Origin of the sequence: Paramesorhizobium salinisoli (genome assembly GCF_003335045.1) — a bacterium.
GTDB lineage: Bacteria > Pseudomonadota > Alphaproteobacteria > Rhizobiales > Rhizobiaceae > Paramesorhizobium > Paramesorhizobium salinisoli.
Window position 1 is genome coordinate 1 of sequence record NZ_QOZG01000004.1, and the last position, 24543, is coordinate 24543.

Sequence of the window (24543 nt, forward strand, 5' to 3'; positions counted from 1 at the left end):
TAGCCGACCATGATGGAATGCCTACATACACGGCATTGGCGCCGAGTATTAAAACGACCGCAGCTATTGCGCCGATAATAATCTTTTTCATTTTCTTTGCCCCCTGGCCCACGAATAATTGGAGCCAGCGGTGACGGCAAGCTTATTCTATCGGCCTCACGAGCTGTGGCGTCATCACGATTAGCGGGGCTTTTATGACCGGCTTCACATCGACATCTTCAGCTTCCTTAGGGTTCTCGAAAGCGATGACTGCATCATACGGAATGCGGTACAGACGTCCAACGCGGAAGGCTGGGAGCTTCCCTTTGTTCACCAAGTCTCTGATGTGCTGATGACTGCATTGCCAGCGCCGGCCGAGAGTTTCAGGTGTGAAGGCGATGTTGTCGGTCATTCTGGAGCGCCTTGTGCCAAAAAGCCTTTCGCCTCGAGATCATCCAAAATCAGCTTTTCCAGGTATCCGGCGACGGATCTTCGATCGGCTTTCGCGGCGCGCTCTAGGGCTTCTTTGACCACTGGTTCAACTCGAATTCCGATACTCGCGGTGCGCACCATAACTGGCTCCAAAAAGATGGTAAATGTTAGCATTTGCTAGTTGACAATGTTAGTCGATGATATACATCTGCTAACAATGATTGGCAACGAGGAGCCCAGCAGCATGCTTACCAAACCGTTACCAGAACTATCAGATTTCGGACGCTTGGAGCCTAAAGTCTGTGATTCCGTGTGTGCAGTCCAGATTGTTCAAAAACTGGTTGAGGCAATGATGTCATCGATACGCAGTCTGCATCCAGACGCGTTGGATCGTGACGAAGAAAATATGATTTGCTTTGCATTGAACCAGGCCAGCGCTGCGGTCGGCAACATGTCGAACGACTACTATTCTGCGCTAGAGACCGACTTCCGTACCAAGAGGGCAGCATGAGCAACGTTCACGCAAATCACGCACTGAGCACCGAGGATCGTTTAGGTTGTGCCTTGGGGGATATCTCCGCCGTCGCCAGCGTTTTGGGAATACTGGAAGACAACGAAGGAAACCAACGCACAGAGGTGGACATGGGCCGCGGATGCCGAGGAGGCGTTTATTGCTCTTGGGGCGGAGCTAAACGCAGAGAAGGGCCGACGCATGGTCGCGGAGTAACAGTTTGCCCGTGTACCGGCGCGCTCTTCTAAAGCGTGAGCCGTAACAGGATCAATGCGCGTTCGAATCGCGCCACGGGCACCATCTATTCGAAAACGTTGAAACAGATTGACATTGGTATGCCGAATCCGTGATAGTGCCAGCGTTCTTCGGAATATTCGCCTTCCCATCAGGAAGGCCTAAATCTCGCACTCGCAGCCTTCGGGCCAGCCCATCTGGCGAGACTTTTCAACGCAACGAATGCACCCTTACGGGTGAACTTAACCGCTTGCCCTTTGGCAGGCATGTTGAAACGTTTGCCCCGCGTGGGCGGCGAGAGGAGAAATGATATGAACATGAATCTTGTAATCGCTGATAACCTCGGATTCCAAGCGCACCATCTCTATGAGCAGGCATCAGAGTTTCCTGAATATGCTGCTCGAAATGAGGCGGCAGCGAAGGAAGTCGAGAACCTAGAAGTGCTCTTCCGAAATGATGATACCGACGAGGACGTGTTGAGGGAGTTCACGGTGACACTCGGCGAGATCGATGGAGCAGCGTCGGAGACGCAGGCATATAAGCGTGCGCTTGAAGATATTGGGTTCAATTCTCATTATGAGAGCGCCGAAGACTTCTTGTTGGCAGTGATAGAGCAGATAAAGTTGCCCGTCATCGCCTAACCATCAAACGGCACCTCACAGAAAACCTCGCTTCGGCGGGGTTTTCCACAGTTATGGCATCGGGTACAGAATGCCAAAAAACACAATGAAATCAAAGAACTTGGCGGAGAGGGAGGGATTCGAACCCCCGATAGAGTTGCCCCTATGCCGCATTTCGAGTGCGGTGCTTTCAACCACTCAGCCACCTCTCCGCGGTGCTGCGGACCTTTTTGGAACAATTGGTTCCCTTCTTGTCCGCTCAGGCAGTTTTACGCGACTGCTGAATGTGCGGTGCGCTAGATAGCGGGCATGGGCGGGATATACAAGTGCTAATCTGCGCCCGCTGCGGGGAAATTTCTTGACTCGCTGCCCGTTTCCTTTTTATAAGCGCGCGACTTTAGGTGTTGGTGAATCCGCGCCGATCGTTTTTAGCGGGTTATCAGGGGCTCCGTGTGCGGAATCCCGGGCCTTTCCGAACAATCTGTCACGACTGACAAAAAGACGGCCCATGTGGTTTCACATGAGAGCTGGACCGAACGACCCGAAAGGATAAAAAATGTTCGCAGTCATCAAAACGGGGGGCAAGCAGTATCGCGTTGCCGCCAATGACCTCCTGAAGGTCGAAAAAGTTTCCGGCGCGGCCGGTGACATCGTTGAATTCGCCGAAGTGTTGATGGTCGGCGAAGGCGCTTCCGCCACCATCGGCGTGCCTGTCGTCGAAGGCGCCATGGTGACGGCTGAGGTCGTTGAACAGGGCCGTGCCCGCAAGGTCATCGCCTTCAAGAAGCGTCGCCGGCAGAATTCTAAGCGTACCCGCGGGCATCGCCAGGAACTGACGACGATCCGCATCTCGGAAATCCTCACCGGTGGCGCCAAGCCGTCGAAAAAGGCAGCCGCGAAGCCCGCCGCCAAGAAGGACGATGCCGTGAAGGCGGAAGCCGTCGAGGCCACCGAAGCCGCCCCGAAAGCCAAGGCAGCGCCGAAGAAGGCCGCAGCCAAGGCCGCATCGGCCGAGTAACACAGGTTTAAAGGAGAACACCGATGGCACATAAGAAAGCTGGCGGTTCGTCGCGCAACGGTCGCGATTCAGAATCCAAGCGCCTTGGCGTGAAGAAGTTCGGCGGCGAGAAGGTTCTCGCCGGCAACATTCTCGTGCGTCAGCGCGGCACCAAGTGGCACGCCGGCGACAATGTTGGCGTTGGCAAGGACCATACGCTGTTCGCTCTGTCGACCGGCTCGGTTTCCTTCCGCACGAAAGCCAACGGACGTACCTTCGTATCGGTAAACCCGATTGCGGAGGCAGCTGAGTAAGCCGGTAGCGCTCCACCCAAGCACCGGCGTCCCATCGGACCCGGCGTTTGGCATACAGCCAAAAGATCAAAAGGGGAGATGGGACGCCACCATCTCCCCTTTTCGCATCTGGAGGACTGAAAATGGTTGCCGAGATACTAGACGAAGAAGAAGAAAGTTCAGGTCGGATCGATTGTCCCGTCCTTGTCACCGAGAGGCTCATCCTGCGGCCTCCGCACGATGAGGACGTGGACGCAATTGCCGATCTCGCCGACAATATCCGCGTGGCTGAGATGCTTTCGCGTATGCCGCATCCCTACATGCGGGCCCATGCAATGGACTTCGTCAAACGCGCCAAATCGGGCGATATCGGCAAATGCGTCTATACCATTACGCAGGCGGAAACCGGCATCTCCATGGGCTGCTGCGGCATCCATGACTGCAAGCACGGCGAAGGTCTGGAGATCGGCTATTGGCTGGGCGAGCCTTTCTGGGGGAGGGGCTATGCCACCGAAGCGGCGCATGCGCTGATCGACCTGGCCTTTCGCGCCACCGACATCGAACGGCTGCATGTTTCCTGTCGGGTAAGTAATGCCGCCTCGCGCCGGGTGATTCACAAGAGCGGCTTCCAGTATGCCGGCACAGGGATGATGGATTCGCTCGCCGCCGGCAATGTGCCGACGGAACGTTACACGCTCGACCGGCGGACATGGGTTGGCTTGAGAAGCTGGCACAAGTGACGCGGCGAGGGCCAGCGTGGTCCGGTAAACATGAGTGAGAAGATGACAGAGATCGATACGATCGTACGCGATGCAATCCTTGTACGGGCGCTTGGCATAGAGGACCTGCATCGTTATCGCGCCATGAGATTGAGCGCGTTGCAGCGTGCGCCGATGGCTTTCGGGTCCACATTCGAGGAAGAAAATGCTTACTCGGATGCCGTCTTTGCGCGTCGTATGGAGCAGGTGGACGGCAATGTGGTTTTTGGCGCCTTCGACGGCGAAAACCTGCTTGGCATTGCCGCCCTCCACCGGCGTGAGCGCAGGACGGAGCGCCATCGCGGCACGCTGGTCAGCGTCTATGTCGTGCCGGAGGCGCGCGGGTTGGAACTGGGCAAGGCGTTGGTGCAGAAAGTCATCGACCATGCCGCGCAACACGTCGTCGTGCTGGAGGCGAGGGTGGTTGCGGTAAATAAGGCCGCCAAGCGAATTTATCACGCGCTTGGGTTCAAGGCTTATGGCGTGGAGCGAAAATCGCTTCTCGTGCAGGGAGAGTATCTGGATCAAGAGTTGATCCAGATCGACTTTACCGATCCCGCATGGAAGCCGAATTAGGCTGAAAACCCGCTTCCTCAATGGTTTGCAGGAAGCGGGTTTTGCTGTAATTGCAACTGTGCGCTTAAGAAGGTTAGTTTGATGAAATTTCTCGATCAGGCAAAGATTTACATCCGCTCCGGCGATGGCGGGGCGGGGGCGGTGTCTTTCCGCCGCGAGAAGTTTCTCGAATTCGGCGGCCCGGATGGCGGCGATGGCGGTCGCGGCGGTGATGTCTGGGTCGAGGTGGTCAACGGGCTCAACACGCTGATCGACTATCGCTTCCAGCAACATTTCAAGGCCAAGACCGGCATGCACGGCATGGGCCGCAATATGACGGGCGCCAAAGGCTCCGATGTTATATTGAAGGTGCCGGCCGGCACGCAAATCTTCGAGGAAGATAATGAGACGCTGATCTGCGATATGACCGAGGTGGGCCAGCGCTTCCGGATCGCCAAGGGCGGCAATGGCGGCTTCGGCAATCTGCATTTCACCACGTCGACCAATCGCGCGCCGCGCCGCGCCAATCCCGGCCTGGAGGGCGAGGAGCGGACCATCTGGCTTCGGCTCAAGCTTATCGCCGATGCCGGCGTGGTTGGGCTGCCCAATGCCGGCAAATCGACGTTTCTGGCGAGCGTGACGGCAGCCAAGCCGAAAATTGCGGGCTACCCCTTCACCACGCTCCATCCCAATCTCGGCGTGGCGCGGATCGATGGACGCGAGTTCGTCATCGCTGATATTCCAGGTCTCATCGAGGGTGCGCACGAGGGCGTCGGCATCGGCGACCGTTTCCTCGGCCATGTCGAGCGAACCCGGGTGCTGCTGCATCTGGTCTCTGCGCAGGAGGAGGATGTAGCCAAGGCATACAAGACAGTGCGCGGCGAGTTGGAGGCCTACGGCCACGGCCTGATCGACAAGACCGAGATCGTCGCCCTGTCGCAGATCGATACGCTCGACCAGGATGCGCGCAAGGAGAAGGCGGCAGCTCTGGAGAAGGCCTGCGGACGGGTGCCGTTGCTGCTCTCCGCCGTCAGCCGCGAGGGGCTGGAGCAGGCGCTTCGCGCGCTTGCCGCGATCATCGAGGAGGCCAGGGCCGTCGAAGCAGGCGGCACAGCGGCTGCAGAAGGCGCGACAGGGGAGTAAGCGGCAACCATGGCATTGAAGGCGCTGAAGCAATATCGCCGGATTGTGGTGAAGATCGGTTCGGCGCTCCTTGTCGATCGCGCGAGCGGGCTCAAACGGGCATGGCTGGAAAGCCTCGGGGACGATATCGCGGTGCTTGCCACCGCCGGGGTCGAGGTTCTCGTGGTTTCCTCAGGGGCGATAGCGCTTGGGCGCACCGTTCTTGCCATGCCGAAAGGCGCGCTGAAACTCGAGGAAAGTCAGGCCGCCGCCGCTACCGGCCAGATCACACTCGCCAGAGCTTATTCCGACGTTCTGGAGCGCCGCAATCTGCGCGCGGGGCAAATATTGCTGACGCTTTCCGATACGGAAGAGCGCCGCCGCTATTTGAACGCGCGCGCTACGATCGAAACCCTAGTGAAGTTAGGCGCTGTTCCGATCATCAATGAAAACGACACGGTGGCGACCAGCGAAATTCGCTATGGCGACAATGACCGTCTCGCGGCGCGGGTGGCGACAATGATGGGCGCCGATCTGCTGATCCTCTTGTCCGACATAGATGGGCTCTATAGCGCTTCGCCGCATCTTGATCCCAACGCGCGTTTCCTGCCTCTGGTCGAGGCGATTACACCTGAAATCGAGGCGATGGCGGGGGCAGCTGCTTCAGAGCTTTCGCGCGGCGGCATGAAGACCAAGCTCGATGCGGGCAAGATCGCCAATGCGGCGGGAACGGCGATGATCATCGCGTCCGGAACGCGACTCAGCCCGCTCGCGGCAATAGATCGGGGCGAACGCTCGACGCTGTTCAAGCCTAGCACGGAGCCAGTCAGTGCCTGGAAGACCTGGATCTCGGGCAATCTGGAGCCAGCGGGCCGGCTTGTCGTGGATGACGGTGCGCTTGCTGCGCTGCGCTCCGGCAAGTCGCTGCTTCCGGCGGGTGTGCGAGAGGTGCAGGGCAATTTCCAACGCGGCGATACTGTCGCCGTCATGAGCCTTGAGGGGCGCGAGGTCGCGCGCGGTCTCGTTGCCTATGATGCGGCCGATGCCGTGAGAATCGCAGGACACAAGAGCAATGAGATAACGGCGATCCTCGGCTATGATGCGCGCGCCGCAATGATCCATCGCAATGACCTTGTGGTGCGGGGAATGAAGATGCACGATGAACCGCGCATGGCTGATGGGTAGGGCAGAGGGACAGGATGATGCTGACGAAAGCCGAGGCCGGAATGGATATCGCAAGCCTGATGGCGGAGATCGGGGCGAAAGCGCGCGCCGCATCAGGGCCGCTCGCCATCGCCTCGTCGGAGCGTAAGCACGCCGCCCTTGTCGCCATGGCGGACGCGCTGATTCGGCGTAAGAACGAAATCCTTGCGGCCAATGCGATCGATATGACCAATGCCGAGGAAGCGGGACTGGCGGCGTCTCTGCTGGACAGGCTCAAGCTCGACGATGGTCGGATTCGCGCCATGGCCGAGGGCGTGCGGGCCATTGCCGAACTGGAGGATCCGATCGGCAAGATCATCACGGAATGGGATCGCCCGAACGGATTGCATATCGAGCGCGTGCGCACGCCACTCGGTATTATCGGCGTCATCTATGAAAGCCGCCCGAACGTGACGGCGGATGCCGGAGCGCTATGCCTGAAATCCGGCAATGCGGTGATCCTGCGCGGCGGCTCGGATTCGGCGCAGTCGACGGCGGTCATCCATGCGGCGCTCATTGAGGGCCTTACTGCGGCGGGGTTGCCCGAAGATGCGATCCAGATCGTGCCGGTGACGGATCGTGCCGCGGTCGGCGAAATGCTGAAAGGCCTTGGCGGCAATCTGGATGTGATCATCCCGCGTGGAGGAAAGAGCCTTGTCGCGCGCGTCCAGTCGGAAGCGCGGGTGCCGGTCTTCGCGCATCTAGAAGGTCTCTGTCATCTCTATATCGACGGCTCAGCCGATCTCGCCATGGCGCGGCGCATCGCCGTCAACGCCAAGATGCGGCGGACCGGTATCTGCGGTGCGGCGGAGACGCTTCTGGTGGATCGGGCCGTGGCTTCGACGCATCTGGTGCCGATCCTTGAGGATCTGCGCGACGCCGGCTGCGAAATCCGCGGCAGCGCAGAAGTCCGGACCTTATTTCCCGACGCCAGTTCTGCCAGCGAAGATGACTGGTCGACCGAATATCTCGACGCCATCATCTCCGTGGCGCTGGTCGATGGCATCGGCGGCGCGATCGGGCATATCGGCCGTTATTCCTCGCATCATACGGAGGCGATCATCGCGGAAGACGCTGCGGCGGTAGAGCGCTTCTTCAACGAGATCGATTCGGCCATTCTCCTGCACAATGCCTCGACGCAGTTCGCCGATGGCGGTGAGTTTGGCATGGGCGCGGAAATCGGCATCGCTACAGGCAAGATGCATGCGCGCGGGCCCGTCGGTGTCGAACAACTCACCTCGTTCAAATACCGCGTGCGCGGCAACGGCCAGACGCGCCCGTGACTCAATCGTTGCCGCTGCATCGGCAGTATCCCGGCATAGATCAAGCCTATCTCCGGATGCCGCATGTCGAGAAGGGCATGGCGGTGGGCCTGTTCGGCGGATCGTTCAACCCGCCGCATGCCGGGCATTCGCTGGTTGCGGAAATCTCGCTGCGCCAGCTCCATCTCGACCAGCTCTGGTGGATGGTCACCCCCGGCAATCCGCTGAAGGATGTGAGCGAACTTGCGCCGCTGGCCGAGCGCCTGGCCGAAAGCGAAAAAATAGCCAAGGATCCGCGCATCAAGGTGACGGCGTTCGAGGCGGCCTACAGTGTGCGTTATACCGCCGATACGCTGGCGCTGATCAAGGCGCGCAATCCGGGCGTTGATTTCGTCTGGATCATGGGCGCCGACAGCCTGGCCGGCTTTCACCATTGGCAGCGCTGGCGGCAGATCGCCATGACATTTCCGATCGCCGTCGTCGATCGTCCGGGCTCGACGCTTGCCTATCTCTCGTCACGCCTGGCCAAGACCTTCTCCTATGCCCGGATCGACGAGGCCGATGCGCCGCTTCTGGCGCGCTTTCGCGCTCCGGCCTGGACGTTCATTCACGGCCCCCGTTCGTCGCTGTCCTCTACCGCGATCCGCAACGGCCGGCATAAGATAAGCAGAAAGTAACGCTGGCGGGCGACAGGTCTTGAAACTGTCACGGGACTCTGCCTATCTTAGACAGGCGCGGTGTCTGTAGTGGCCGTGCGGCGTTGTTCTTGTTGGAAAGGAAAGACACTGAGAACAGCAATTCAGAAGAAGGACGCTTTTGCGCCTTCACCAGCTGGGGTCAGCGGGCTTACGTCCGTATCCCATGCTCTCGAAATGGTCCTCGCCAGTCTCGAAGACTCCAAGGCGGAATCCATCGTTTCCATCGACATTCAAGGGAAATCGGCACTCGGCGATTACATGGTAATCGCGTCGGGACGTTCGCATCGTCATGTTGCGGCTGTAGCCGATCATCTCCTGCGTACCCTCAGGGATGCCGGATACGGCAATGCCAAGGTCGAGGGTTTGACGAATGGCGACTGGGTTCTGATCGATACCGGCGACATCATCATCCATCTTTTCCGTCCGGAAGTACGTGAGTTCTATAACATCGAAAAGATGTGGCTCGCGCCGGACCTTGATGGAGAGTTTGAGGCGGAAACCGTGCACTGATACGCAGCCGGCGCCTGCGCATCAGCCCGGGAACCGGGATCGGTGTTCGAACGTGCGGTGCGCGGGCTCGATAGGTGCAGCGTTTTTTGAGGCTTGACGCCTATAGTGCCGGTCCGGATCAGTTGGGAAGGCCATGCGTATCACTATTTTTGCCGTGGGCCGGATGAAGGCCGGCCCCGAACGGGAGTTGGCCGACCGCTATTTCGACCGTTTCGCCAAGGCGGGATCTTCGCTCGGCCTGGAATTTTCTGGCGTGAGTGAGATCGTCGAAAGCCGTGCGGCGACCGCGGACCAGCGCAAGCAGGAGGAGGCGGCGAGGCTGTTCGAGGCGCTGGACGGCGGCGCTAGGCTCATCCTGCTCGACGAGCGCGGCAAGATGCTGGGCTCGGAGGATTTTGCTGGACGCATTGGCCGGATGCGCGACGAGGGCCAGCGGCAACTCATTTTGGCCATTGGCGGTCCTGATGGGCATGATACGCGCCTGCGGGCTCGCGCCGACCTGGTCCTCGGACTTGGCGCCATGACATGGCCGCACCAGATTGCCCGCATCCTGGTCGCCGAGCAGCTTTACCGCGCCGCGACGATTCTTTCCGGACATCCCTATCACAGGGCTTGAAGCTACGCATTTCCGCCGGAATCCTCAGCCAAGAGAGGCTGGCGCATGAAAGCGGATGGAGCATCCGCGCGGCGCTTTCGAGCGCAGAATTTCGCTGGCTCGCAAATTATCGCCGCAGAGCATTATGGTTGATGCTTCCTTAACGAAACAGGGCATAATGTTTGCCACGAACCATGACCGGGCCGTCCCTTTGATGGGCGGCAAGACGATAGATGAATTGCCATTTGCCTAACCGATGCAGGACGGCTTCCGGGAAACACGCCTTGCGAAAGAGCGTGGCCGGCATGGCGTTGCTCTGGGCAGGATGGCTAGGACTCGTGCTCCCGACGCTGGCGCAGGATGCGCCGCTGCAGGTGCGGCGCGCCGAAACCGACAGCGAACTGGGCCGGGTCACCGGCGAGCTTTCGCTTTCGCAGGAGAAGCTTGCCAAGCTCGACAATGAAATCGGTGCGTTGAAGAAGGATCAGGTGACGATCACCGCCGCGCTGATCCAGTCCGCCAAGACCGAGAAGAAGCTGGCGCAGGATATCGAGGATATCGGCGAAAAGCTGACGTCGCTACGCGAGCAGGAAGATGGAATCAGGCTTTCGCTGAAGGAGCGCCGTGGCATTCTGGCGGAAGTTCTCGCCGCTTTGCAGCGCATGGGGCTCAATCCGCCGCCCGCCATCCTGGTGCGACCCGACGATGCGCTTGCGTCAGTGCGAAGCGCGGTGCTTCTCGGCGCCGTTGTGCCCGAAATGCGCCAGCAGACAGAAGAACTGATGGGCGATCTCAAGGAAATGAACCGCGTCACCGCCTCGATCGCACAGGAGCAGGCGCGGCTTGCCGACACACAAAAGGCGCAGGTCGAGGAACAGCGCCGGCTTTCGCTGCTGCTGGAGGAAAAGAAGAAGCTCCATGTTCAATCGGAGGAGCAGCTTGCCGCCGAGCGCAGGCATGCTGAAGAACTGGCGCAAAAGGCGACCAGTCTCAAAGATCTGATTGCCTCGCTCGACAACCAGATGAACGCCGTGCGCGAAGCTGCGGAAGCGGCGCGGCGGGCGGAGGAGAAGCGGCTGGCCGATGGACAGGAACGTGCGGAGCAGCGCCCGCCCGACGCCGACAGGCTCATGGCGCAGACTGATTTCGGCTCGTTGCGTGGGCGCCTGGTGTTGCCGGCGGCAGGCAGTATCAGCAGAAAGTTCGGCGACAAGGACGAGATTACCGGCAGCAGCATGGGAGAAATGCTGGAGACTGCGGCGAATGCCACGATTACGTCACCTTCCGATGGCGTTGTACTTTATGCTGGGGCATTTCGTTCTTACGGACAACTCTTGATCCTGGACGCCGGGGGCGGCTATCATGTCGTTCTGGCGGGAATGAAGCGAATTGACGTATCGCAGGGGCAGTTCGTGTTGGCAGGCGAACCGGTCGGCGCGATGGGAGAAAAGCTTTTGGCGAGTGCTGCTTCAATGGATGTGGGAAATGGCGCGCCGATGCTCTACATAGAATTTAGAAAAGATGGAAAACCTGTCGATCCGGCCCCGTGGTGGACGGTGCGGCTTTCTGGAAGGACCCAAAATGATACGTAAACTATCGCTTCTTTTCGCAGGTGCCCTTCTGGGAGCGTCGGCGATGGTTGTGGTGCAGGGAGCCCCGGCTTCTTCGGCCAACGCAGCGGGCAGCGACACCTACAAGCAACTCGCGATCTTCGGCGATATCTTCGAGCGCGTGCGCGCCCAGTATGTCACGCCGCCGGATGACAAGAAGCTTGTCGAAAGCGCCATCAACGGTATGTTGACCTCGCTCGATCCGCACTCGTCATATCTGAACCCTGAAGCGGCGCAGGATATGCGCGTGCAGACGAAGGGCGAGTTCGGCGGTCTCGGCATCGAAGTGACGATGGAGAATGATCTCGTCAAGGTAATCGCACCGATCGACGACACGCCCGCCTCCAAGGCCGGGGTGCTGGCCGGCGATCTGATCACCCAGATCGACGGAACCGAAGTGCGCGGCATGAGCCTCACTGACGCGGTCGACAAGATGCGCGGTCCGGTGAATACGCCGATCGAGCTGACGCTGGTGCGCCAGGGCGTCGACAAGCCTATCAAGCTCAAGATCACCCGCGACATCGTCAAGGTGCGGGCGGTTCGCTACCGGGTGGAAAACGACGTCGGCTATATCCGCGTGATCTCGTTCACCGAGCAGACCTATGAGGACCTGCAGAAGGCGATCAAGGACATCCAGTCGAAGGTCCCGGCGGACAAGCTGAGGGGCTATGTGCTCGATCTGCGCCTCAATCCGGGCGGCCTGCTCGATCAGGCGGTGGCGGTTTCCGATGCCTTCCTCAACAAGGGCGAAATCGTCTCGACACGCGGCCGCGATCCGCAGGACGTGACCCGTTTCGATGCTCGTCCGGGCGACCTGACCAGCGGCAAGCCGCTGATCGTCCTGGTCAATGGCGGTTCGGCCAGCGCGTCGGAAATTGTCGCTGGCGCCTTGCAGGATCACCGGCGTGCCACGGTTCTTGGCACCCAGTCCTTCGGCAAGGGCTCGGTCCAGACGATCATCCCGCTCGGCGAAAATGGATCGTTGCGATTGACAACGGCGCTCTATTACACGCCGTCGGGCAAGTCGATCCAGGGTAAGGGCATCACGCCCGACATCGTTGTCGAGCAGCCATTGCCGGCCGAGTTCAAGGGTGAGGACGTGACGCGGGGCGAATCGGCGCTCAAGGGCCATATCAAGGGCGTCCAGGAAGACGACAAGGGTTCAGGTTCGCCGGCCTATGTGCCGCAGGATCCGAAGGACGATGTCCAGCTCAACGAGGCCTTGAAGCTTCTGCGCGGCGAAATGGCCAATGCGGCCTTCCCGCCCAACCCGAACAAGGGCGTGCCGAACTGATCATCTGCCCGGTTTCGGCAAATGACACCGGAAGCATGGCTTAGCCGCCGTGCTTCCATTCAGCCGCAGGGGGCGGTTGGCTGAGGACATGTCGGACATCCATAGCCCGTTGGGGCAGAACAAAAAGCAGACGAAGCGCGGGACCGGCCGGTCCCGCGCTTTTCGTTGGTTAGGGCCAGCGGCTGTCGTGGCCGTGATCCTTGCTACCGCCAGCGTCTTCTCCATCGGCGATAGCGATCTGTTTCGCAATCCTCCGCCCCGGCCACTGGAGGCCGAAACCATCGTTGCGCAGCCGCAAGGGTCTGCGACTGAGATTGGCGTGAATTCGCAGCAGGTCAGGTCCCCCTCCGGCAGCAACATTTCCTCGTCCGGTCCGGCAATCATCAAGGTGACGCCCGAAATGCCAGCATTGCCGGGTACCATCGTGGTGCACGATCCCTCGAAGGTGGGGCAGAATTTTCGCGTGGCGCATCTTCCCGATCCTGAACTGATAGAGAACTCCGCGATGGGACCGCTGCCGATACGCGGTCCCGACGGTCGCCGACCTCTCGATGTCTACGCCAGGGGATGGTCGGGGGCGCGTGGCGCGCGTATCGCCATTGTCGTTGGCGGGCTGGGCCTGTCGCAGACCGGAACGCAGAACGCCATCCGCCAGCTTCCTGTGGAGGTGACGCTTGCGTTTGCGCCGCAGGGTAACAGCCTGCAGCGCTGGATGCAGGCGGCGCGCCAACGGGGGTATGAAATACTCATGCAAGTACCGCTTGAGCCTTTCGACTATCCGCGTATCGATCCCGGCCGCCACACACTGACTGTCGAGGGCGGGGCCGAGAAGAACAGGGCGGACCTGCTCTGGGCATTATCGCGCATCAGCAATTATACAGGCGTCATGAACTATATGGGCGCGCGGTTCACTGCGGATGCGGGCGCTTTGACACCGGTGATGCAAGAGATCGGCAGGCGCGGCCTTCTTTATCTCGACGATGGGACTTCGGCGCGCAGCCATGCTGATGTAGCGGCTCGGGAACAGGCGACGCCCTTCGCCGCCGCCGATCTGTCGATCGATGCGGTGCAGGAACGCGGCGCCATCCTGAAGAAACTGGACGAACTGGAACGCATCGCCCGTGCCAAGGGCAGCGCCATCGGCACCGGTTCGGCCTTTCCCGTCACTGTCGAGGCAGTGGCGGTATGGGCGAACGAGGCCAAGGCGCGGGGTATCGAGATCGTCCCTGTTTCGGCGCTTGTCCGCGATCCTGAAAGGGAATAGCACAGGCTCTGATTTGGCGGTGGAGATTTTGAATGAAGAAGAACAAGGGTGTGGTAGATCCCGAGACACTGCCTTACCGTCCCTGTGTCGGTGTCATGGTGCTGAACCGCGATGGCCTCGTCTGGGCCGGGCGGCGTATCATCATCCCGGGCGACGAGATGGACGGGGCGATGCAGCTCTGGCAGATGCCGCAAGGGGGAATCGATGAGGGAGAGAATGCGGAGCCGGCAGCGCGGCGCGAACTCTATGAGGAAACCGGAATGCGCACGGTGTCGCTTCTCGCCGAAGCGCCGGACTGGATTCATTATGATTTGCCGGCGCATCTCGTCGGCTTGGCGCTGAAGGGCAAATATCGGGGCCAGACGCAGAAATGGTTCGCCTATCGTTTCGAGGGCGATGAAAGCGAGATTGCCATCAATCCGCCGCCGCAAGGGCACACGGCGGAATTCGATGAATGGGCCTGGAAGCCGATGGAGGAATTGCCGTCGCTGATCGTGCCCTTCAAACGGGGCCTTTATGAAAAAGTCGTCGCAACGTTCCGGCATCTGGCGGGATAATTCAGGCCGGCAATTCCAGTTTCCAGAGTTTTTGCGCATTTTCCGAAAAGAGCCGGCGCCGCTCGTCTTCGCTGGCGCCAGCGAAGAGCGCGTGGGTAGCGGCGACCCATGTGGAAAGCCCGCCGCCGAGTGTGCAGACGGGCCAATCGCTGCCCCAGACGACGCGGTCCCACCCGAAACAGCCGACGACATGTTCGACATAGGGCGCGAGCGTGTCGATCTTCCAGCTTTCCGCATCGGCATAGGCGACGACACCGGAGATTTTGGCGATGACATTGGGGCGCCGGGCGATTTCGGCGATATTTTCGCGCCACGGGTGTTGTTCATGCGCGGCGATGGCCGGAACGCCGCAATGATCGAGCACGAATTGTGTTCCCTGGGCCAGATCGGCAAGTGTAGCGGCACGCGGGATCTGGTGCGGTAGGACGCAGAGATCGAAGGTAAATCCGCTGCCGTCGAGCCGCTTCACATTCTCGCGAAACAGCGCCTGCTCGGAAAGATCGTCGGGCATGACATGCAGTACGCGGCGAAACCCCTTGATAAAGGGATCGGCCTTGCAGCGCTCAAGAAAAGCCGGGAAATTCTCTTCTTCCGGACGGCAGGAGGAGATCGCGCCGATGATCAGGTTGCCCGGTGCGGCTGAAAGGCCGCGGATATAGTTGGTCTCGGCAGCGATTTCTCCAGGGGTGACATCGACCTCCATGTGGAGCGCAGCCTTGATGCCGACCCGTTCGGCTTCCTGTGCATATTGGCTGTAAAGGAAATCCCGATCGAGAGCCGGGACGCCGGCGAGCCAGGGATAGGCGAGCGCCTGCCGGTCGATGATATGCAGATGTGTGTCTATGAACATGGTCGCTCCTCCCAAAATTTCCTGTATTTATTCAGGATGTCTGCGTGCCCGCGAGCTCCGAAAGCGCTTTTGCCGCCTTTACCAGGAGCTCGGTTGTCTGTCCGATATCGGGTGCGCTCGGTGCGTTGACGAGGGTGATGTAGGGGCAGGTGAGAGCGGCCAGCGCTCGCCCGTCGGGCGCCAGGATCGGGGCTGAAAGATTATAGACCCCCGCTGTCTGGGCGCTGGCCATAATTTCATAGCCGCGCTCGCGGATCGTATCGAGGCGCGCATCGAAATCCGACGGCTGAACTGTGTCATCCGCCTGACGTTCATATTCCGAGATCATCATGGCGCGTTCCTCCGGTGACCGGAAGGCGAGGAGCACGTGACCGGAGCCGGTGTTGAAAAGGCCGATATGGGAGCCGACCCGGATCGAGATGCCCCAATAGTCGGGCGCTTCCTGCTGGGCAATAACCACGGCCGCGCCGCGGTCGAATACCGCCAGCTGGTTGGCCTGACGGGTCTTCATCGCCAGTTCGCGCATGATCGGTGTGGCATAGGAGGCAAGGCGGCGAACCGGCGCGTGCAACTGCGCCAGGCCGAACAGCTTCAGGGTGAGCGAGAAACGGTCGCCGTCAAGCCGTGTGACGTAACCGCGGCGCACCAGCCGGTCGAGCATGCGATAGAATTCGTTCGGGCTGCGGCCGAGCTCCTTGGCGATCTCGGCCTGCGTCAGGCCACCATCAATGCCGGCGAGCAGTTCCAGGATATCCAGCCCCTTGTCAAGCGCCGGCGCACGGTATCGCTCGCTGTCCTCGTCATCGGTCATGCTCTCTCTCCTGTAAATTTACTCACTCATATACGAAGGGAGCTTTTCGCGAAAAGCAATTTCGTTGCTTGACGATTGATAAATTAAATGTTTGCATATGAATGAAGGTTTGCAAGAACGCTGGCGGGGATCAGGGAGCGGTCTCGCCCAAGGGAGGAAATCATGAAGAGATTGCTTACTGCCGCTTCGGCAGCAGCCGTTGTTATCGCGACCGGTATGGGCGCATCGGCTCAGGATTTGCCCGGCAAGTTCGAGGGAGAAACCATTGATGCCAAGCTGATTGGCGGTCAGCAATATGAGGCGCTCTACCAGCGCATCGGCGAATGGGAAAAGCTGACCGGCGCCAAGGTCAACATTCTTTCCAAGAAAAACCATTTCGAGCTCGACAAGGAAATTAAGTCCGACATCGCGGCCAACAGCCTGAGTTGGTGTGTGGGGTCGAACCACTCATCCTTCGCCCCGCAATATCCAGGTATTTACGCTGATCTGACGGCCTATATCCCGAAAGGGGAGATCGACGGCTTCGTTCCTTCTGTCATCAAGGCGGCGACGCTCGACGGCAAGCTCGTCATGCTGCCGCGTGCGCAGTTCGACGTCTCGGCGCTTTATTACCAGAAAAGCCTCTATCAGGACGAGGCAAAGAAGAAGGCATACAAGGAGAAGTATGGCGAGGATCTGGTGCCGCCGGATACGTGGGACGAGGTAGCGAAGCAGGCCGAATTCTTCAGCAACCCGCCGACATTCTACGGCACGCAATTCGCGGGCAAGGAAGAGGCGATCAACGGCCGGTTCTATGAAATGCTGGTTGCCGATGGCGGTGAATATATCGACGCCGACGGCAAGCCAGCCTTCAATTCCGAGGCCGGTGTGCGGGCGCTCGACTGGTTCGTCAATCTCTACAAGGCGAAAGCTGTTCCGGCAGGGACCACCAATTATCTCTGGGACGATCTCGGACAAGGATTTGCCTCGGGCTCGATAGCGCTCAATCTCGACTGGCCGGGCTGGGCGAGCTTCTTCAACGACCCCAAGACCTCGAAGGTCGCCGGCAATGTCGCCGTCAAGGTGCAACCGAAAGGCTCCTCAGGCAAGCGCACGGGTTGGTCCGGCTTCCACGGTTTCTCCGTGACGGAAGCCTGCAAGAACAAGGAAGCGGCGGCCTCGCTCGTCTGGTGGCTGACCAATGAGGATAGCCAGAAACTTGAATCTGCCGCTGGCCCGCTGCCAACCCGCATCGCCGTTTGGGAGTATAATATCGAACAGGCAAAGGGCGATCCCTATCGCACCGATGTGCTCCAGACATTCCAGGAAGCGGCGAAATACGCCTTCCCGGTGCCTCCGCTGGCCGAATGGATCGAGATTTCCAATGCGGTCTATCCGGAACTACAGGCGGCGATCCTGGGCGATAAGACCTCGAAAGAGGCGCTCGACGATGCCGCCAAGAAGGCCACGGCTATCCTCGAGGATGCCGGGAAGCTGTAGGAGCAGTTCCTCTTTTGACGGAACACGGGGCGCGCCCCCCTCTGTCCTGCCGGACATCTCCCCCGCAAAGGGGGGAGATCGGCTGACATTGATGACGGCTTGTCCTGCAGCGGTGGACGATTTGCGAAAGCGGAACTGATAGCTGATCTCCCCCTTGCGGGGGGAGATGTCCGACAGGACAGAGGGGGCGCTGTCCCGCCGACGTTTCTATTTAAATCCAGAGTATCCGCAGGCAGTGTATTCGATGAAATCCAGACTTCCCGCTCCCGTTCTTCTCCTTCTGCCCGCGATCATCGTGCTTGTTGCGGTCATCGTAGTGCCGCTGCTGTTTTCCTTCTATTCAAGCTTCACGCCATTTCGGCTGACGCGGCCCGATACGCTATGGACGTTTATCGGCATCCGCAACTACGTCAGCGTGCTGAGTAATTGGGATTTCTGGGTGGCGTTCGGGCGCACCGTCCTGCTTCTCACCATCGCACTCAATGCCGAAATGCTGCTGGGGCTGGGACTGGCGATGCTGGTCAACAAGGCGACACAGGGGCAGCGGCTCTTGCGCACGCTGATGATGTTTCCGATGATGTTCTCGCCCGTTCTCGTCGGCTTCCAGTTCAAGTTTCTCTTCAACGACAATATCGGCCTCGTCAACAACGCGCTGCAGTCGCTGGGCCTCACAGACCAGGCAATTCCGTGGCTGATCAACGGCAATCTGGCGATGTTCTCCATCATCGTCGCCGAGGTCTGGTCGTCCACCTCCGTCTTCGCGATCCTCATCCTCGCCGGGCTGCTCGCCATGCCGCAGGAGCCGGTGGAGGCGGCGCGGGTCGATGGGTGCACGCCGTGGCAGACCTTCCGCTACGTTACCTGGCCATTTGTCATGCCGTTCGCGTTCATCGCCATGACGATCCGCTCGCTCGACGTGGCGCGGGCCTATGACATCGTCAAAATCATGACGGATGGCGGTCCGGCGGGGCGCACCGAGCTTTTGTGGACCCTGATCGGCCGGACGGCCTATAGCGATGCGCGGATGGGCATGGCCAATGCCATGGCCTATGTCTCGATCCTGCTGTCCATCCTTTTCACCGTGTATTTTTTCAGAAAACTGGCCGCCGCGCGCCAGCAAATCGGAGCGGAGTGGTAAGATGGAAGGCAGCAATAGCTTCTACCGCGTCAAGCGCCGGGCCTTGAGCGTCATTCATCTCCTCGGTCTCTTTCTGGCGATGCTGGTGATCTGCCTGCCGGGCATCTGGATCATTCTCAGTTCATTGCGCCCCACGGTAGAGATCATGGCGAAGCCGCCAGTGTGGATTCCGACGCAATTGTCACTCGACGCGTATCGCGCCATGTTCAGCGGCATGGGGCAGGGCGGCGTGCCGGTATGGGATTATTTCCGCAATTCCATCATTGTCTCCGTCACCTCGACGGTAATTGCGCTCGCCATCGGAATGGCGGGCGGCTATGCCTTCGCGCGCTACCGCTTCAAGGCGAAATCGGCGGTCTTCCTCGGCTTCATGCTGACACGCGCGGTGCCGGGCATCGCCCTGTCGCTGCCGCTGTTCATGATCTATGCGCGTATCGGCATTATCGACACGCATTTCGGGCTGATCCTGACCTATGTCGCGCTCAACGTGCCCTTCACCATCTGGCTGATCGACGGCTTCTTCCGGCAGGTACCGAAGGATCTGGCGGAAGCAGCGCAGATCGATGGCTGCACCCGTTGGCAGGCCTTCTGGCAGGTGGAGTTCCCGCTGGCGGGTCCAGGCATCGCGTCTGCGGGCATCTTCGCTTTTCTCACCTCGTGGAACGAATATGCGCTCGCATCGCAGCTTACCCGGTCGGTCAACTCCAAGACATTGCCCGTCGGGCTTCTCGATTACACCGCTGAGTTCACCATCGACTGGCGCGGCATGTGCGCTCTTGCCGTCGTCATGATCGTGCCGGCGCTGATCCTCACCTTCATCATCCAGAAACATCTGGTCTCCGGCCTCACCTTCGGTGCGGTAAAAGGATAGTCATATGGCCACCGTATCGCTTAGGAAAATCGTCAAACGTTACGGCACCGTCGAAGTCGTGCATGGCATCGATCTCGATGTGCGCGACGGAGAATTCGTGGCGCTGGTCGGCCCGTCCGGCTGCGGAAAATCGACCACGCTGCGCATGATCGCAGGCCTCGAGGACATCAGCGGCGGCGCGCTGGAAATCGGCGGTAAAGTGGTCAACGACCTTCCGCCCAGGGCGCGCAATATCTCGATGGTGTTCCAGTCCTATGCGCTCTACCCGCATATGACGGTGCGCGAGAACATGGGCTTCTCGCTGAAGATCGCCAAGCGCCCGCAAAAGGAAATCGACGAGCGCGTCCAGGCTGCGGCGACCATTCTCGATATGACGCCGCTGCTGGAGCGCCGCCCTTCGCAGCTTTCCGGTGGTCAGCGCCAGCGCGTCGCCATGGGGCGCGCAATCGTGCGCCAGCCAGAAGTTTTCCTTTTCGATGAGCCGCTTTCCAATCTCGACGCCAAGCTTCGCACCCAGATGCGCACCGAGATCAAGAAGCTGCACGCCAAGGTGAAAGCGACCACCATCTATGTGACGCATGACCAGGTGGAGGCGATGACGCTTTCCGATCGCATCGTCATCATGCGCGACGGCCATATCGAGCAGATTGGCACACCCGACGACGTGTTCCGCTTTCCCGCCACGCGCTTCGTCGCAGGCTTCATCGGTTCGCCGCCGATGAATCTCGATGAGGCAACGGTCGATGACGGCAAGCTCGTCTTCGCCTCTGGCGAGAGCCTGCCGCTGCCAGTGCAGTTTCGCGATAAGGTGACGGCGGGGCAGAGGGTGGTTTTCGGGCTCAGGCCGGATGATTTCTACCCGACCGGGCACGGTCTTTCCTCGTCCGATGCCGCCAATATTCAGCGGCTTGACCTGCCGGTTTCTGTTACCGAACCGATGGGCAACGAGACGCTGGTGACGGTCGAATTCAACAGCCAAGAATGGATGTCCCGAATGCTCAACCCCAGACCTCTGGCCATGGGAGAAAAAGTGACGATGAGCCTCGACCTGTCGCAGGCGCATCTGTTCTCTACCGAGACGGGCCGGACCTTGCGGGGCTGACATGGCTAGAATTGAAAAAGTCGAATTGCGCATGGTGGATCTGCCGCCCAAGACGTTGCGCACGGACGCCATCCAGCGCTTTGTCAGCCAGGAAACACCCATCGTCACGATCACTGATTCCGATGGTGCGACGGGGACCGGCTATAGCTATACGATCGGCACGGGTGGCTCGTCCGTCATGCGGCTGTTGTCCGACCATCTTGTGCCACGGATCCTGAATGAGGATGCGGACCGGATCGAGGCGATCTGGCGCAAGCTGGAATTCGCTACGCACGCCACGACGGTCGGCGCGATCACCGCGCTGGCGCTGGCGGCCATCGATACGGCGCTGTGGGATTTGCGCGCGAAGAAGCAAAACCTGCCTTTGTGGAAGCTTGCCGGCGGAGCGAAAGACCGCTGCCCGCTTTACACGACGGAGGGCGGCTGGCTGCATATCGAGAAGCAGGCCTTGGTCGAGGATGCGCTTGCGGCCAGGGAAAAGGGCTTTCGCGGCGCCAAGGTGAAGATCGGCCGTCCGCATGGTTCGGAAGATCTCGACCGGCTTTCAGCCATGCGCGATGCGCTTGGTTCCGGCTTCGAAATCATGACCGACGCCAATCAGGGCTTCACGCTCGACGAAGCGATCCGGCGCGCGCATGTCTTGCGCGATATCGATCTCGCCTGGCTGGAGGAGCCGCTTCCCGCCGATGATATCGACGGACATATCAGGCTTTCGCGGACGACGAACACACCGGTCGCGGTGGGCGAATCGCTCTATTCGATCCGGCATTTCCGCGAATATATGCAGAAGGGCGCGTGCTCCATTGTGCAGGTGGATGTCGCGCGCATCGGCGGCATCACGCCTTGGTTGAAGGTGGCCCATCTGGCGGAAAGCTTCGATATTCCGGTCTGCCCGCACTTCCTGATGGAGCTGCATGTGAGCCTTGCCTGCGCCGTGCCAAACGGGAAATATGTCGAATATATCCCGCAGCTCGACGATCTGACGCAGAGTTCGATGCGTATCGAGAACGGCCATGCGGTCGCGCCGGATGCGCCGGGTATCGGCATCGATTGGGACTGGGAGGCGCTGAACAAACGCAGCATTCCCGAGTTCACGACAGAAATGAGGGCTTGAGGTCATCATGCAGCGAATGGGGATGGTCATCGGTCTTAATGCGGAGAAGATCGCCGAATACAAGCGCCTTCACACGGCGGTCTGGCCAGAGGTTCTGGCGCTGGTATCGAAGTGTAACATCCGCAATTATTCGATCTTCCTGCGAGAACCGGAGAACCTGCTCTTCGGCTATTGGGAATACCATGGAACCGATTTTGCCGCCGACATGGCGAAGATGGCTGCCGATCCGAAGAACCAAGAATGGTGGTCGGTCTGCATGCCCTGCCAAGTACCGTTTTCGACCCGCAAAGAGGGGGAATGGTGGGCTATGATGGACGAGGTTTTTCATCTTGATTGATGATCGGACGTTTCGATGACCTTTGATCCCACAGCCCTCGTTCAGTTCTGGCCACTGCCGGCCAACCTGCGCCCGATCGTGACGTTCGGCGCCGGCTCCATCGTCGGCGATGCGCATTATCCGGCTTATCGGAAGGGCGGCTTTCCGATTGCCGGCCTTTTCGATCCCGACCTGGAAAAGGCGCGCAGGCTGGCCGATGCCTGGAATGTGAAAGCGTTTTCCTCGCTTGCCGATGCGGCGGCCGTGGAGAATGCCGTGTTCGACTTGGCGACACCGCCGGGGCGTCACGCCGAGGCTCTAAGAGCATTGCCTGATGGCGCGACGGTGCTCATCCAGAAGCCGATGGGCAACACGCTGGACGAGGCAAGGGAGATACTGTCGGTCTGCCGTGAAAAGAAGCTCATCGCGGCGGTCAACTTCCAGCTGCGCTTCGCGCCGATGATGCTGGCGCTGAAGGATGCTATTCATCAGGGTTGGCTAGGTGAGATTATCGATTTCGACGCCTGGCTGGCGCTGGATACGCCGTGGCAGCTCTGGCCGTTTCTCAACGGTCTGCCGCGTGTCGAGATCGCCATGCACTCGATCCATTACCTCGATCTGGTCCGCCAGCTTCTCGGCGATCCCAAGGGTGTTCACGCCAAGACGCTAGGACATCCGAACCATAAAGTGGCGCAGACGCGCACCAGCGCTATCCTCGACTATGGCGATACGGTGCGCTGCTCGCTTTCGATCAATCACGACCACAAGTTCGGCCGCAAATACCAGGCTTGCGAGTTCCGTATTTGCGGCACCGAGGGCGCGGCTTATGTGAAGCTCGGCGTCAATCTCGATTATCCGCGCGGCGAGCCGGACGTACTGGAAATTTATCCCAAGGGCGGTGAGAGCTGGAGGGCGGTGCCACTCCATGGCGCCTGGTTCCCAGACGCCTTCGTCGGACGCATGGCCAACCTGCAGCGCTTTGCCGCCGGCGAGGACCAGGAACTGGTCAGTTCCGTGGAAGATGCCTGGAATACTATGGCACTCGTAGAAAGCGCTTATCGGTCGAGTGCGCTGCCTGCAACCTTGCTCGACCCCAGACCGTGAGGCATAGAATGGCGGAACAATCGATCTATTTCGAAGATTATGAGCTTGGGTCCGTGCGCACCACTACGGGCCGCACCATCACGGAGACGGATTTCATCGTTCATGCCGGACATACCGGGGATTTCTTTCCGCATCACATGGACGCGGAATTCGCCAAAACGACGCCGTTCGGCCAGCGTGTGGCACATGGCACCATGGTTTTTTCGATCGGCGTAGGATTGACTGCGAGCCTTATCAATCCGGTGGCTTTCTCCTATGGATATGATCGCCTGCGCTTTGTACGGCCGGTTTTCATCGGCGACACGATCCACACCTGCATCACCATTGCCGCCAAGGGGGATGATCCCAAGCGTTCGGGGGCGGGCCGTGTCGTCGAGCGGTGTGAGGTGATCAACCAGCGCGGCGAGGTGGTTCTTGCCGCCGATCATATCCTGGTGGTCGAGCGAAGGGACAAGGCATGATGAAAGTTTGCGGAGAATTGAAATGAGCGACAAATTCAAGGGCAAGACGGTTTTGATAACGGCTGCCGGGCAGGGTATCGGCAAGGCGACGGCGCTTGCCTTCGCGCGTGCAGGCGCAACGGTGCATGCCACAGACATCAACGAGAAGGCGCTCGACGCGCTTGCCAACGAGCCCAGTATTTCGACGCGTAGGCTGGATGTGCTGGATACGGCTGCTGTAACGCTGGCTGCAGCAGAGATCGGGACGGTGGATATATTGTTCAACTGCGCCGGATTCGTTCATTCCGGCTCCATCCTGGAGATGAAGGATGAGGATCTCGATTTCGCGGTCGATCTCAATGTGCGCTCGATGGTGCGCACCATCCGCGCCGTGTTGCCGGGCATGATCGCCAATGGCGGTGGGGCGATCATTAACATGGCTTCTGTGGCGAGCAGCATCAAGGGCGTGCCGAACCGCTTTGCCTATAGCGTCACCAAGGCGGCGGTTATCGGGCTCACGAAATCCGTGGCCGCCGACTATGTCGGGCAGGGCATACGCTGCATGGCGATCTGCCCGGGCACGGTCGAGAGCCCGTCGCTGGAAGAGCGCATGCGCTCGCAAGGCGACTATGAGGCGGCCCGCGCCGCCTTCATATCCCGCCAGCCCATGGGGCGGCTCGGAACGCCGGAAGAAATCGCCGATCTCGCTGTTTATCTTGCCGGCGCGACCTATACGACAGGCCAGGCTTATGTCATCGACGGCGGTTGGACCAACTAGGTCTGCTCGTCAGGCATGTCCTGAACATTCCCATACAGAAAGAAAC

At 59.9% G+C, this 24543-nt stretch carries 29 protein-coding genes and 2 tRNA genes; 26 read left to right on the plus strand and 5 right to left on the minus strand.

Going from position 1 to position 24543, the window contains the following annotated elements; translation table 11 throughout:
- Window positions 1–142: 142 nt before the first annotated feature.
- Together DUT91_RS09650 and DUT91_RS26150 are read right to left on the minus strand one after the other, a co-directional pair.
- Window positions 143–391 carry an excisionase family DNA-binding protein gene (locus DUT91_RS09650; RefSeq protein WP_114440209.1) on the minus strand — a complete coding sequence of 83 codons (249 nt, stop codon included), beginning with the start codon at window positions 389–391 and terminating at the stop codon, window positions 143–145.
- On the minus strand, window positions 388–552 hold the full coding sequence (locus tag DUT91_RS26150; protein WP_200834941.1) for a hypothetical protein: 165 nt from the start codon (window positions 550–552) through the stop codon (window positions 388–390). The genes DUT91_RS09650 and DUT91_RS26150 overlap by 4 nt, the downstream gene beginning before the upstream one ends.
- Before the next feature lie 103 nt (window positions 553–655).
- Here DUT91_RS26150 and DUT91_RS09660 point away from each other — a divergent pair, with 103 nt between their 5' ends.
- From DUT91_RS09660 to DUT91_RS09665, 3 genes are all read left to right on the plus strand, one after another.
- Window positions 656–922: a hypothetical protein gene (locus tag DUT91_RS09660; RefSeq protein WP_147272171.1), complete on the plus strand. Its 267-nt coding sequence runs from the start codon at window positions 656–658 to the stop codon at window positions 920–922.
- Between the two features lie 222 nt (window positions 923–1144).
- A tRNA-OTHER gene (locus tag DUT91_RS25770) sits at window positions 1145–1222 on the plus strand.
- A gap of 245 nt (window positions 1223–1467) precedes the next feature.
- On the plus strand, window positions 1468–1797 hold the full coding sequence (locus DUT91_RS09665; RefSeq protein WP_114440212.1) for a hypothetical protein: 330 nt from the start codon (window positions 1468–1470) through the stop codon (window positions 1795–1797).
- A gap of 101 nt (window positions 1798–1898) precedes the next feature.
- On the opposite strand, the gene DUT91_RS09670 is transcribed toward DUT91_RS09665, so the two are convergent.
- Window positions 1899–1988 (minus strand) — tRNA-Ser (locus DUT91_RS09670).
- Window positions 1989–2332: 344 nt separating this feature from the next.
- Here DUT91_RS09670 and rplU point away from each other — a divergent pair.
- The 14 genes from rplU (at window position 2333) to DUT91_RS09740 (ending at window position 14494) form a co-directional block, all read left to right on the plus strand.
- A complete protein-coding gene (gene rplU, locus DUT91_RS09675) occupies window positions 2333–2794 on the plus strand; it encodes a 50S ribosomal protein L21 (protein WP_114440213.1) in 462 nt (153 codons plus the stop codon).
- A 23-nt stretch (window positions 2795–2817) separates the two neighbouring features.
- On the plus strand, window positions 2818–3087 hold the full coding sequence (gene rpmA / locus DUT91_RS09680; protein ID WP_114440214.1) for a 50S ribosomal protein L27: 270 nt from the start codon (window positions 2818–2820) through the stop codon (window positions 3085–3087).
- A gap of 122 nt (window positions 3088–3209) precedes the next feature.
- Window positions 3210–3806, plus strand: coding sequence for a GNAT family N-acetyltransferase (locus tag DUT91_RS09685; RefSeq protein WP_114440215.1), 597 nt, complete (start codon window positions 3210–3212; stop codon window positions 3804–3806).
- Window positions 3807–3848: 42 nt separating this feature from the next.
- On the plus strand, window positions 3849–4400 hold the full coding sequence (locus DUT91_RS09690) for a GNAT family N-acetyltransferase (protein WP_114440216.1): 552 nt from the start codon (window positions 3849–3851) through the stop codon (window positions 4398–4400).
- An 81-nt stretch (window positions 4401–4481) separates the two neighbouring features.
- On the plus strand, window positions 4482–5522 hold the full coding sequence (gene obgE, locus DUT91_RS09695) for a GTPase ObgE (protein WP_114440217.1): 1041 nt from the start codon (window positions 4482–4484) through the stop codon (window positions 5520–5522).
- A gap of 9 nt (window positions 5523–5531) precedes the next feature.
- Window positions 5532–6686 (plus strand): glutamate 5-kinase, encoded by a 1155-nt coding sequence (proB, locus tag DUT91_RS09700; RefSeq protein ID WP_114440218.1) that lies wholly within the window; start codon window positions 5532–5534, stop codon window positions 6684–6686.
- Between the two features lie 17 nt (window positions 6687–6703).
- Window positions 6704–7987 carry a glutamate-5-semialdehyde dehydrogenase gene (locus DUT91_RS09705; protein WP_114440655.1) on the plus strand — a complete coding sequence of 428 codons (1284 nt, stop codon included), beginning with the start codon at window positions 6704–6706 and terminating at the stop codon, window positions 7985–7987.
- A 56-nt stretch (window positions 7988–8043) separates the two neighbouring features.
- The gene (locus DUT91_RS09710; RefSeq protein WP_114440656.1) at window positions 8044–8643 is read left to right on the plus strand and encodes a nicotinate-nucleotide adenylyltransferase; all 600 of its coding nucleotides are present in this window, start codon (window positions 8044–8046) and stop codon (window positions 8641–8643) included.
- Window positions 8644–8838: 195 nt separating this feature from the next.
- A complete protein-coding gene (rsfS, locus tag DUT91_RS09715; protein ID WP_114440219.1) occupies window positions 8839–9174 on the plus strand; it encodes a ribosome silencing factor in 336 nt (111 codons plus the stop codon).
- Between the two features lie 133 nt (window positions 9175–9307).
- Window positions 9308–9790, plus strand: coding sequence for a 23S rRNA (pseudouridine(1915)-N(3))-methyltransferase RlmH (gene rlmH, locus DUT91_RS09720; RefSeq protein ID WP_114440220.1), 483 nt, complete (start codon window positions 9308–9310; stop codon window positions 9788–9790).
- 284 nt (window positions 9791–10074) lie between these two features.
- On the plus strand, window positions 10075–11361 hold the full coding sequence (locus DUT91_RS09725; RefSeq protein ID WP_425373785.1) for a murein hydrolase activator EnvC family protein: 1287 nt from the start codon (window positions 10075–10077) through the stop codon (window positions 11359–11361).
- Entirely contained in the window at window positions 11351–12673 is a 1323-nt protein-coding gene (locus DUT91_RS09730; protein ID WP_114440222.1) for a S41 family peptidase, read from the plus strand. Before DUT91_RS09725 ends, DUT91_RS09730 begins: the two co-directional genes overlap by 11 nt.
- An 88-nt stretch (window positions 12674–12761) precedes the next feature.
- The gene (locus DUT91_RS09735) at window positions 12762–13937 is read left to right on the plus strand and encodes a divergent polysaccharide deacetylase family protein (protein ID WP_114440223.1); all 1176 of its coding nucleotides are present in this window, start codon (window positions 12762–12764) and stop codon (window positions 13935–13937) included.
- 32 nt (window positions 13938–13969) lie between these two features.
- Window positions 13970–14494 (plus strand): RNA pyrophosphohydrolase, encoded by a 525-nt coding sequence (locus DUT91_RS09740; protein WP_114440224.1) that lies wholly within the window; start codon window positions 13970–13972, stop codon window positions 14492–14494.
- Window position 14495: 1 nt separating this feature from the next.
- Here DUT91_RS09740 and DUT91_RS09745 read toward each other — a convergent pair whose 3' ends face one another.
- Both DUT91_RS09745 and DUT91_RS09750 read right to left on the minus strand, forming a co-directional pair.
- Complete coding sequence (locus DUT91_RS09745; protein WP_114440225.1) at window positions 14496–15344, minus strand: amidohydrolase family protein; 849 nt, start codon at window positions 15342–15344, stop codon at window positions 14496–14498.
- Between the two features lie 31 nt (window positions 15345–15375).
- On the minus strand, window positions 15376–16155 hold the full coding sequence (locus tag DUT91_RS09750; RefSeq protein WP_114440226.1) for an IclR family transcriptional regulator: 780 nt from the start codon (window positions 16153–16155) through the stop codon (window positions 15376–15378).
- A gap of 162 nt (window positions 16156–16317) precedes the next feature.
- On the opposite strand from DUT91_RS09750, the gene DUT91_RS09755 reads away from it, so the two are divergent.
- The 9 genes from DUT91_RS09755 (at window position 16318) to DUT91_RS09800 (ending at window position 24497) form a co-directional block, all read left to right on the plus strand.
- Window positions 16318–17634 (plus strand): ABC transporter substrate-binding protein, encoded by a 1317-nt coding sequence (locus DUT91_RS09755; RefSeq protein ID WP_114440227.1) that lies wholly within the window; start codon window positions 16318–16320, stop codon window positions 17632–17634.
- Between the two features lie 244 nt (window positions 17635–17878).
- Window positions 17879–18772, plus strand: a complete 894-nt coding sequence (locus DUT91_RS09765) for a carbohydrate ABC transporter permease (protein WP_114440228.1) — start codon at window positions 17879–17881, stop codon at window positions 18770–18772.
- A gap of 1 nt (window position 18773) precedes the next feature.
- Window positions 18774–19643 (plus strand): carbohydrate ABC transporter permease, encoded by an 870-nt coding sequence (locus DUT91_RS09770; RefSeq protein WP_114440229.1) that lies wholly within the window; start codon window positions 18774–18776, stop codon window positions 19641–19643.
- A gap of 4 nt (window positions 19644–19647) precedes the next feature.
- Window positions 19648–20745: an ABC transporter ATP-binding protein gene (locus DUT91_RS09775; protein ID WP_114440230.1), complete on the plus strand. Its 1098-nt coding sequence runs from the start codon at window positions 19648–19650 to the stop codon at window positions 20743–20745.
- Between the two features lies 1 nt (window position 20746).
- Complete coding sequence (locus DUT91_RS09780) at window positions 20747–21859, plus strand: mandelate racemase/muconate lactonizing enzyme family protein (RefSeq protein WP_114440231.1); 1113 nt, start codon at window positions 20747–20749, stop codon at window positions 21857–21859.
- Window positions 21860–21866: 7 nt separating this feature from the next.
- Window positions 21867–22196, plus strand: coding sequence for an L-rhamnose mutarotase (locus DUT91_RS09785; protein ID WP_114440232.1), 330 nt, complete (start codon window positions 21867–21869; stop codon window positions 22194–22196).
- 15 nt (window positions 22197–22211) lie between these two features.
- Window positions 22212–23279 carry a Gfo/Idh/MocA family protein gene (locus tag DUT91_RS09790; protein ID WP_114440233.1) on the plus strand — a complete coding sequence of 356 codons (1068 nt, stop codon included), beginning with the start codon at window positions 22212–22214 and terminating at the stop codon, window positions 23277–23279.
- Between the two features lie 8 nt (window positions 23280–23287).
- Complete coding sequence (locus DUT91_RS09795) at window positions 23288–23740, plus strand: MaoC family dehydratase (protein ID WP_114440234.1); 453 nt, start codon at window positions 23288–23290, stop codon at window positions 23738–23740.
- A gap of 22 nt (window positions 23741–23762) precedes the next feature.
- Window positions 23763–24497: an SDR family oxidoreductase gene (locus tag DUT91_RS09800; RefSeq protein ID WP_114440235.1), complete on the plus strand. Its 735-nt coding sequence runs from the start codon at window positions 23763–23765 to the stop codon at window positions 24495–24497.
- The last annotated feature ends 46 nt before the right edge of the window (window positions 24498–24543 follow it).